General features: G+C 35.5%; 7 protein-coding genes and 2 pseudogenes. 3 read left to right on the plus strand and 6 right to left on the minus strand.

The genetic code is table 11. The features are described 5' to 3' along the window. Positions 1 to 54 precede the first annotated feature (54 nt). Both panC and panD read left to right on the plus strand, forming a co-directional pair. Positions 55 to 900 carry a pantoate--beta-alanine ligase gene (panC, locus tag JCM15092_RS06060; RefSeq protein ID WP_024993879.1) on the plus strand — a complete coding sequence of 282 codons (846 nt, stop codon included), beginning with the start codon at positions 55 to 57 and terminating at the stop codon, positions 898 to 900. 4 nt (positions 901 to 904) lie between these two features. Beyond that, the gene (gene panD, locus JCM15092_RS06065; protein WP_024993880.1) at positions 905 to 1,258 is read left to right on the plus strand and encodes an aspartate 1-decarboxylase; all 354 of its coding nucleotides are present in this window, start codon (positions 905 to 907) and stop codon (positions 1,256 to 1,258) included. Positions 1,259 to 1,278: 20 nt separating this feature from the next. On the opposite strand, the pseudogene JCM15092_RS15185 reads toward panD, so the two are convergent. From JCM15092_RS15185 to JCM15092_RS06095, 6 genes and pseudogenes are all read right to left on the minus strand, one after another. Then, positions 1,279 to 2,939, minus strand: a pseudogene (locus JCM15092_RS15185) (putative transporter). Between the two features lie 17 nt (positions 2,940 to 2,956). Further along, positions 2,957 to 5,347 carry a transglycosylase domain-containing protein gene (locus JCM15092_RS06075; protein WP_024993881.1) on the minus strand — a complete coding sequence of 797 codons (2,391 nt, stop codon included), beginning with the start codon at positions 5,345 to 5,347 and terminating at the stop codon, positions 2,957 to 2,959. Positions 5,348 to 5,369: 22 nt separating this feature from the next. Then, complete coding sequence (gene nudC / locus JCM15092_RS06080; protein WP_024993882.1) at positions 5,370 to 6,149, minus strand: NAD(+) diphosphatase; 780 nt, start codon at positions 6,147 to 6,149, stop codon at positions 5,370 to 5,372. 2 nt (positions 6,150 to 6,151) lie between these two features. Further along, positions 6,152 to 8,281 carry a Tex family protein gene (locus tag JCM15092_RS06085; protein ID WP_024993883.1) on the minus strand — a complete coding sequence of 710 codons (2,130 nt, stop codon included), beginning with the start codon at positions 8,279 to 8,281 and terminating at the stop codon, positions 6,152 to 6,154. 115 nt (positions 8,282 to 8,396) lie between these two features. Further along, positions 8,397 to 8,687 (minus strand): chaperone modulator CbpM, encoded by a 291-nt coding sequence (locus JCM15092_RS06090; RefSeq protein WP_024993884.1) that lies wholly within the window; start codon positions 8,685 to 8,687, stop codon positions 8,397 to 8,399. A 49-nt stretch (positions 8,688 to 8,736) separates the two neighbouring features. After that, positions 8,737 to 9,669 (minus strand): DnaJ C-terminal domain-containing protein, encoded by a 933-nt coding sequence (locus JCM15092_RS06095; RefSeq protein WP_024993885.1) that lies wholly within the window; start codon positions 9,667 to 9,669, stop codon positions 8,737 to 8,739. A 106-nt stretch (positions 9,670 to 9,775) separates the two neighbouring features. Here JCM15092_RS06095 and JCM15092_RS06100 point away from each other — a divergent pair. After that, a pseudogene (locus tag JCM15092_RS06100) lies at positions 9,776 to 10,875 on the plus strand (two-component sensor histidine kinase); the annotation flags it as partial.

Consider the following 10,875-nt stretch of genomic DNA (forward strand, 5'->3'; position numbering starts at 1 on the left):
AATTATAGTTTACTTTGCACTCGTTTTAATTCAAAGCATAAATACAATTATTAGATGAAAGTATTTAATAACATTAACGAGTTAAAGAGTGTACTAGCTACACATCGCTTGGAAGGAAAGAAAATTGCTCTTGTCCCAACAATGGGAGCTCTTCATCAGGGGCATGCTTCTCTAGTTAGAAAAGCTGCTGCTGAGAATGATATCGTAGTGGTTTCAGTTTTTGTTAATCCTACTCAGTTCAATGATAAAAACGACTTGAAAAAATACCCACGTACTCTTGAAGCCGATTGTGAACTACTAGAAAGAGAGGGAGCAGATATAGTTTTTTCTCCTTCTGTTGATGAAATGTATCCTGAAGAGGACAAACGTCAGTTCAGTTTTCCACCACTAGACACTGTGATGGAGGGTATCTTTCGTCCCGGACATTTTAATGGAGTTTGTCAGGTGGTAAGTAAGTTATTTATGATTGCTGATCCGGATAAGGCATATTTTGGTGAAAAGGATTTCCAACAATTGGCCATTATACGTGAAATGGTACGTAAAATGGGCTTTAAACTTGAAATTGTTGGTTGTCCGATAATAAGAGAGATGGATGGGTTAGCATTGAGCAGCCGTAATGCTTTACTCTCTGCGGAAGAGAGAAAAACGGCTCTAAATATTTCAAAGACTCTTTTTGAATCGGTTGACTATTCTAAAACTCATACATTGCGTGAGACTAAAGGGTTTGTTGAGAGCTCTATAGCAGCAGTTGACGGATTGAAATTAGAATATTTTGAGATTGTTGATGGTAATACTCTTCAGAGTCTAGAGGAATGGCAGAACAGCAGTTATATTGTTGGTTGCATAACTGTATTTTGCGGTAGTGTAAGATTGATAGATAACATCAAATATAGAGGATAAGATTATGATGGTAGAGGTATTGAAATCAAAAATACATTGTGCAAAGGTTACCGAAGCTAATCTGAATTATATGGGTAGCATCACTATTGATGAAGACTTGATGGATGCGGCTAATATGATTGCTGGTGAGAAGGTAGCTATTGTGGATAACAATAATGGTGAACGCTTCGAGACCTATATAATAAAAGGTGAGAGGGGTTCAGGAGCTGTCTGTCTCAATGGTGCTGCAGCTAGAAAGGTTCAAGTGGGAGATATAGTAATTATAATGTCATATGCATTGATGGATTTTGAAGAGGCAAAGACATTTACCCCTTCAGTTATTTTCCCAGACTCCTTCACTAATAAGATCATCATTTAGAAAATATAATATTGCACAACTTATAAGAATAGTAGTACTATAAGTTGTGCAATTATTACTCTACTGAACATAGCCAACGGGTAGACTGTAGCATAGCTTACAGAAGGATTGTCTCCCGGTATCGTGTCGTTGGCATAGTTTAATGCCATTGGATTTGCCATACCACCGCACAGCATTCCACAAATTCGTCCATAATCCAGCTTAAAGAATTTAAGAGAGATTACTCCTATTATAACTACAGGGATGAATGTAAGCACAAATCCCAATCCTATCCACAGCAAACCTTCAGGGCGCATAATAGTATCAAAGAAATGAACACCGGAATCAAGTCCCAGACATGCTAGATATAATGAGAGCCCTATTCCTCTTAGCATCAAATTTGCACTTCTTGTTGTATATGTGACCAAATGGAAACGTGGTCCAAAACAGCCAATGAGAATACCAACTACAATTGGTCCACCTGCTAGTCCAAGCTTCACTGGTGTACTTATGCTTGGAATGCTTATAGGTATTGAACCAAGTATAAGTCCTAAACTATCCCAATAAATATGGCTCCTAGATTTGGTGTCTTCAATGTTTTGACCGCATTACCTACAATTTTCTCAACCTTTTCTATTGCTTCTTTTTCGCCTACAACTGTGAGCCTGTCGCCAAACTGTAGTACAAGTTCAGGAGTGGCTAATAGTTGAACTCCACTTCTAAGAACACGACTTATGTTTATTCCATAATTATTACGCAGCCTAAGTGAACCAAGTTTCTTACCATTAATCTCTGGGCGGCTAATTATGATATGTTTTGAAATAAGTTGACTATCTATTGCATTCCAGTCTATATCATTATTGTTCCAATCTTCCTTCTCTAGCTTTCCAAATAATATGGTAAGTGCAGGTACATCCTTTTCGGTTGTAATTACTAAAACCTTATCATTCTCTTTTAGAACTTTATCGAACGTAGGAATGGTGACTCTGTTATCTCTCCAAAGTCTTGATATAACAAACTTAGGATAGCATAGCTGTGCTATCTCCTTTATGTTTTTATCGAAGATACCAGGATTCTGTACAGTAAATGTAGCTATGAAAGTCTGGTTGTCATTATCCGGGTTCTCTTGTTCTATATTTTCCTGCTTTACAAAAAACTTCCTCATAAAGAGTATAGCGATAATAACTCCTACAACTCCTAAAGGGTATGTCACAGCACAACCAAGAGCAGCTCCATTGGATGGTATTCCTATTTGTGAAAGCGCTTGTTGAGAAGCACCAAGCGCAGGTGTATTTGTTGTTGCACCACATAGGATTCCAACCATATTATCCATAGGTACGCCTGCGATTTTGCTTAATAATACTGCCATTGCCGTGCCTAGAAGGATAAGTGAGAGGCCAAGCATATTTAGTTTAACTCCGCCCTTCCTGAATGAACTCAGAAATCCAGGGCCAACCTGAAGTCCAAGTTCATATACAAAGAGTACGAGGCCGAAACTCTCGGCATACATAAGCATATCGGGATTAATTGATAATCCTATATGACCTGCTAATATTCCGGTAAAAAATACAAAAGTTACACCAAGTGAAATACCCCATAAGTGTATTTTAGCCAATCCCAATCCAATAGCAATTATTAGTGATAGGATTATTACTGCCTGAATCGGTGAATGCTCGATGAAGACACTATATAGCCATTCCATAAAAATAAACGTGAAAATTATTCTACTTTTTCTTCTACAATGTCTAACAATGTGTCTATTGGCTCAACAGAGATTGAATCAGAATCACTTGCATGTGGAATATAGGTGCTACATTCATAACTTCTACTCAATTTGTGGTTAGGCTTACTAAATTTAGTATGGTACTTCTTAAATTTCTTGTCTGCAAGAACTTTTTCCATGAAATAGCCAAATATAGGAAGAGCAGTTCTGCTACCTTGTCCAAGCTGTCCGCTTCTGAAGTGGATACTTCTATATTCTCCACCTACCCATGCACCTGCAACAAGATTAGGTGTGACTCCCACAAACCATGCATCAGAGTGGTTTGAAGAGGTACCTGTCTTTCCTCCAAACTCAGTACCTGAATTGAATAGGTCGAAACTCCACAAGGCTTGAGATGTTCCACCTCTCTCAGTAAGTCCTCCTCTAAGCAGCTGTTGCATAAGGAATGCACTTTCGTAAGGCAGTGCCTCTTTTTTATTCTGTTTTGAGGTATATATTACATTACCATCTTTATCCTCAATTTTTGTTACTAGGATAGGGTCAATGGCAATTCCGTCGTTCATTACAGTTCCATATGATGAAACCAGCTCAAGAAGTGATACATCTGAAGCTCCTAGACTGAGAGAAGGTGCATTAACCAACTTGGTCTTTATACCCATAGAGTGTGCTGTATGAATTATATTCTCTATACCTACTTCGTGAGCCAGATTAGCTGCAATAGTGTTTACAGATTGAGCGAAAGCAACTCTAAGTGACATAGTGTCGTAAGTGCATCCTCCATTTGCATTGTGTGGATTCCACATCTTCTTCTCTCCCTTATCCATAACTTCCCATGGTATGTTTTCATCCACTCGTGTATCGCAAGGAGACATACCTTGATTCATTGCTTCGGAATACACGAAGAGTTTGAATGTTGAACCTGGTTGTCTTTTTGAGAGAACTTTATCATATTTCCATGAATCATAATTTATATCACCTACCCAGGCTCTTACCTCACCATTCTGTGGCTCTATTGCAACGAATCCACAATGCATGAAATGTACCATATATCTTATTGAGTCCATAGTACTGAATGTTGTATCTTTCATTCCAAGTTTATAGTCGAATACTTGACATCTATGAGGCTTATTAAGATAATAAGTGATAGAATCCTGGTCGTTAGAATACTTTTTCTTAAGATATCTGTATGCTGAAGTGCGGGTTGAGAGATCTTCAATGAAGTTTGGAATAACTTTTCCTTGCTTATCTCGCCAAGGTTCATCTTTACCCCAATGGTTTTTGAAATTTCTCTGTACCTGTTGCATCTGTTTCTCTACTGCTTCCTCTGCATACTTCTGCATACGGCTATCAATGGTAGTGTATATTTTGAGACCATCTGTATAAATATCGTAGTTGTTCTCTTTACACCATTCCTTCAGATAGTTAGCTACTGCATCTCTGAAATATAGGGCAGAGCCTTGGTAGTTATTTTCAATCTTAGAGCTAAGCACTATCGGTTTTTTGCACTCTTGGGTATATTGATCGTTGCTTATTATGTTATGTTCCTTAAGCTTACCTAAGACAATATTTCTTCTATTAAGACTATTTTGTGGATTTATTATAGGGTTATAATAAGTTGTAGCTTTCAATAGACCTACCAATACAGCTGCTTGTCCAACAGTAATCTTTTTAGGAGTGGTATTGAAGTATTTGTTGCATGCTGTTTTGATACCATAGGTGTTGCTGCCAAAATCTACAGTATTAAAGTACATAGTAAGAATATCCTCTTTACTATAAAGGCTCTCAATCTTTACGGCGGTCACCCACTCCTTACTTTTCATTATAAGAAGCTTAATTCCAGGAATCTTTCCTAACAATCCAGTTGAGTATTGAGATCTCACTTTAAATAGATTCTTTACTAACTGCTGTGTTATAGTGCTTGCACCACGTGCGTCACCATGTACAACGTAATCTTTTGCAGCTGAGAATAGTCCCTTAAAATCTATACCAAAGTGTTCGTAGAATCGTTCATCTTCAGTGCAGACTAATGTATTTATAAGGATAGGAGATATCTCATCATATTCAACAGGAGATCTGTTCTCTGAGTAGTATTTACCTATCAATTTCCCATCGGAGCTATATATTTCGGAAGCTATGCTTTGCATAGGGTCCTTGATATTAAACATACTTGGGGACTTTCCGAAAAGGAACAGAAAGTTTATGTCTATTAAAAAGAGCAATACTATCAGTGATGCTACTCCAGTTCCAGCTATAATAGCAATTTTATTATACCATTTTGATCTTTTATATAATGCTATATATGCTTTATATATGCTTTTTATCTTCATTCCTACCTTATGCAAATATGGTAGCACAAGGTGATATAGATTAATTATTGTCTTATTCATTTTATTCATTATAGAGAGAATATTATTTTTCTTGAAGCCAAGCATCAATCAGTTTTCTTGCAATACTCAGTTTCCTTGGTATCTCAGGTAGATTATCTTTAGTAAAGAATCCTGCTGAGGTTAATTCGTATTCCTGTATCTTTATCTCACCAGATACATAGTCTGCAATAAAGCCTATCATGATGCCGCTTGGATATGGCCATGACTGACTTCCAAAATATTTTATATTATTAATTTTAAGTCCTGTCTCTTCCATCACTTCTCTTTCAACAGTCTCTTCAAGTGATTCTCCTGGTTCTACAAAACCGGCAACCAAACCATTGAATGTGCCGCGGAAGTTCTTAGCTCTTATCAATAGTATTGAATCTCCTTTATGAATTCTTACAATAATAGCCGGTGATATATTAGGATAGAATTCCTGATTACATTCAAGGCATTTCTTTCCAATATTCGAAATCTGTATTGTCTTTACACCGCAATGAGGACAGAATCTGGTGTTAACATCCCAAAAAAGAATCTGCCATGCTCTTCCAGCAAGTTTATACTCCTGAAGTGGAAGTATATCATAAGATGCACGCAAGTCAATAAACTCACATCCATCTGGCAACTCTTTAACATCCTCTTCATCTATAAAATATGCTTTGCACTGTTTACCATAGTATGTGGCTATATCAAGAATGTGTAAATTCTCTTCATTGCCAATAGGAGTTTTATCATCAAATGGTATTTCTCCTCCTTTTTCATTGTGCTTTACAAGTACACTCTTCTTAAAAAAAACGAACCAATATATTTTCTCTCTCATAATTATTTTTGATTTACCCCTTTCATGGTAAGCTGTATTCGTTTACGTTGTATATCCACATCCATAACCTTAACGCTTACTCTTTGATTTATTGATACGATGCTATGAGGGTCTTTAATGAATTTGTCTGTTATCTGTGATATATGAACCAACCCTTTTTCTTTTATACCGATATCCACAAAACAGCCAAAGTCTGTTATGTTAGTAACTATTCCGTTTAGTTCCATACCGGTATATAATTGTTGAATATCAGAAATGCTATTCTCAATGTTTATAGTCATTTTCTGGATTCTAGGGTCTCTACCTGGTTTCTCAAGTTCATCTATAATATCTTTCAGGGTTGGAATACCAACTTTGTCGGATACATATCTGTTAATATCTATTTTTGAAATTATCTCTTTATTATTGATTATATCTTTAATGTCACATTTTATGTCCTTTGCAATTTTCTCAACAACATCATAAGATTCAGGGTGTATGCCGGTGCAATCGAGAGGATTTGTAGAATCGGTTATTCTAAGGAAACCGGCACATTGCTCAAATGTTTTGTTACCCATTCTTGCAACTTTAAGAAGTTCCTTTCTATATTTAAATGGTCCGTTCTCAGAGCGGTAATCAACTATGTTTTTAGCCAGTGTCTCTCCGAGTCCTGAAACATACATCAGCAGGTGCTTGCTTGCAGTATTTAGATTTACTCCGATCTTGTTTACACAGTTTTCAACTGTCTGGTCAAGTGACTCTTTTAGTAAATTCTGATCCACATCATGTTGATATTGTCCTACACCAATCGATTTTGGGTCAATTTTTACAAGTTCAGCAAGAGGATCTTGCGCTCTTCTTGCTATACTTATTGCACCACGCACGGTAACATCAAAGTCTGGAAACTCTTCTCTAGCACTTTTTGATGCAGAATAGACTGAAGCACCGTCTTCGGATATATTATAAATTTCTATCTCTATAGGAAGACCAATAGATCTTACAAATTGCTCTGTTTCTCTTCCCGCTGTACCATTACCTATGACTATTATCTCTATTTTATACTTTTGGCATAGAGATAATATTATTTGTTTAGCCTCATCTATACTATCTTGTGGAGGGTGTGGATATATTGTCGTATTAACTATAAAATCGCCTTCTCTGTTTAGACAGACTACTTTGCAACCAGTTCTGTATCCTGGGTCTATACCCATTACGATTTTCTGTCCCAGTGGTGGAGAAAGGAGAAGTTGTTGAAGATTCTTTGAAAATATTTTTATGGCCTCTATATCGGCATTCTGTTTGCTTGATATAGCAAACTCATTTTCGATGGACGGCTTAAGTAATCTTTTATATGAATCTTTTATTGAAAGCTCCAACTGACGTGCACACTCATTTTTAGTATGTATGTACATTCTCTCTATTGTATTCAAAGCCTCCTCTTCATCACATGATATAGAAACTCTGAGGAAACCTTCACTCTCACCTCTGCGCATGGCAAGTAATCTGTGTGAAGAACATTTTCCCAATTGTTGCGAGCAGTCAAAATAATCTTTGTATTTAATGGCCTCCTCTTCTTTGCCCTTTATCACTTTTGAAGTGATTGTTGCCTTTCTAGCAAATATTGTTCTTACTTTTGCTCTGATTTTATCATCTTCATTAATAACCTCTGCAATGATATCTCTAGCACCTTTAAGTGCTTCATCAATACTCTCAACCTCTTTATTAATGAATTTGCTGGCAGTAAGTTCTATTTTGTTATCTCTTTGAAGAAGAATAGTTGCAGCGAGAGGGGATAAGCCTTTTTTCTTGGCTATTTCAGCTTTAGTGGTTCTTTTAGGACGAAAAGGCAGATATATGTCTTCCAACTCATTCAAAGATGGGCAAGATGCTATTTTCTGCTTCATTTCATCAGTGAATTTGCCTTGGCTGACAAGAGAGGCTGTGATTGCCTCTTTTCTTTTATCTAATTGGATGAATTTATCATTCTGATTTTTAATCTCTTCAATAAGAGTCTCATCAAGATTACCAGTTCTTTCTTTTCTATATCTGCTGATAAATGGTATTGTCGCTCCTTCGTTAAGTAAAGCTATTGTGTTCTTTACCTGATGAGCTTGCAGATGTAGAGTCTCGGCAATTAAATTATATACATCCATTTTAAATATTGTAAATACGGCGCAAAATTACATAAAAACTATAATATAATTCCGTTCCTTAAGGAATAAAAGATTTATTTATACTTAAAAATGGAAGATTATTATCTATAATATGCTATCTGCTAAAAAAAGAGAGCTGGTTTTTCAAAAATAATATCTCTTTCTGCATAGATTCAATTCGATTGAGCATGTGACGTATTGCATCAATACCATTGATATTAATCTCCAAATCATAATAAAGATGTAGGTAACATTCAAGTTCCGAGAGTTGATCTGACGATATGTATCTCTCTTCATTTACTTCATGCACGGTTATCAAACCGTCATTTTCTAACTCAAAGATAAATTGTGGGTCAACATGGCATCTATCACAATAATCTTTTATGATAATTAATTCTGTATCCATACTATACATTTTTTTCAAATCAATAAAACGATCAAGTATTGTTTGCGATTTATCTGCTCTCTTTAATCTGTTTAAATAGATCTTTCTGTTTATCAGTAAGATTTTCGGGGATAAGAACATTATAGGTGACTATTAGATCTCCAAATTGATTGTCTTGTTTATATATAGGGAATCCTTTTCCTTTAAGTCTTACCTTAGATTCGTTTTGAGTTCCTGACTTAACTTTTAGTTTTACTTTCCCACTCATTGTATCTATCGTTGTTTCTCCACCCAAAACAGCAGTATATAAATCTATTGTTGCCTTTACATAAATATCATTCCCCATTCTCTTGAATATATTGTCATCAGCAATAACAAATTTTATGTAGAGGTCACCACTAGGCCCTCCATTGAATCCTGGAGCACCAAATCCCTTCAACTTTATTGTCTGTCCGTTAGCTATTCCTGCAGGCACCGTTATTCTCACATTTTTTCCGTTGATATTTATGATCTGCTTATGAGTCTTTGAGGCCTCAATAAGTGATAGATTTAGTTCTGCATTATAATCTTGACCTCTAAACTCTCTGCCTCTTCCCCCTTTTGTATTTGATTTCTGCCCAAATAGACTCTCGAAGAAGTCGGAAAAACCTCCTTCACCACCGAAACTATCTCCATTAAATTCGTGAGTGTCATTTGAAGAATACCAATATGAGCCATCTTCTCCAGAATGGAATCCTCCTTCACTATGCTTTTGTTTCTGTTTCTCAAATTCTTCAGCATGTTTCCAGTTCTCTCCATATTCATCATACTTTTTCCTTTTCTCCGGATTACTTAATACCTCATTAGCTTCATTGATGCTTTGGAACTTATCCTTTGCAGAAGAATCGTTTGGATTAAGGTCCGGATGATACTTTCTAGCTAACTTTCTGTATGCTTTTTTAATATCATCTTGAGTAGCATTCTTCTCAACTCCCAAGACTTTATAATAATCTATGTATGACATGATATATCTATTTCTTTATTATAGTAAACAAAAAAGGCATTAATAAGTTGGCTAAATAATATAAAATATTATATTTGTAATAAAAAATGAATAACATTTTAAATAAATGAATAGATTTTCTCTTCTAATAAAATATGAAATTATACTATTAATTTCTTTGTTTTTCTGTTCACACAAAATAAATGCTACTGAGGTAGACTACGGGTCTATTTTAATTATAACTTCATATAACCCTGATACCCGTTCGACTGCAGAAAATATATCAACGTTTGTTGATGAATACAAGAAAAGAGATGGAAAACTATCTGTATTAGTGGAGAGTATGAACGTCCAAAACTTGTCAGAGCTGCATCTTTGGAAAAACAGGATGAGAGATATACTCTCGAAATACAAAGAGAAAACTCCATCAATTATTATTCTGTTAGGACAAGAGTCTTGGGCGGCTTTTCTTTCTCAAGAGAGTTCATTTGTAAAGAATATACCTGTAATATGCGGTATGGTAAGCTCAAAGACTGTCATGCTTCCCGATTCAATACCTTTTGATACAAAGGAGTGGAATCCTGAAAATAAGGATGTTATTGACGATTTCCATGACTTTAATATAATTGGAGGTTTTGTCTATGATTATAGAATAAGAAAAAATCTGTGTCTTATAAAGGATCTCTATCCCGAAACAAAAAATATATATTTTCTTTCTGATAACTCATTTGGAGGAGTAGTTATGCAATCTTCATTGCGTAGATTTATGAATACATACAATGGAGTGAATGTGTATTATATTGATGGAAGAAAACTATCTTTCCTAGATGTAAGTGAAAAAATTCGTCCTCTTGGAAAAGAGGACTGCGTTCTTGTTGGAACATGGAGGATTGACCGTACTGAAAACTATGTGCTAAAGAATACTTCATCTATGTTTTGTGATGTAAACCCTACAGTTCCTACTTTTTCTCTTTCGTCGAACTCTTTCGGCTCATGGGCAGTCGGTGGATATATGCCAAAATATAGAAATGTTGGTAGAGATATAGCTGATTTAGCTTTAAACTACTTGACAGATAAAACTCGCTATAAGAAGGCAATACATTTTATTTCAAATGAATATAGTTTTGATTCAAAAAGAATGTCACAACTAAATATAAAAGTTGATTCTCTTCCTAATAATTCTGTAATCATAAATCAGGAGCCAACATTCTATCAGAAATATAAGAA

It is taken from the genome of Phocaeicola paurosaccharolyticus JCM 15092, assembly GCF_000613805.1.
GTDB lineage: Bacteria > Bacteroidota > Bacteroidia > Bacteroidales > Bacteroidaceae > Phocaeicola > Phocaeicola paurosaccharolyticus.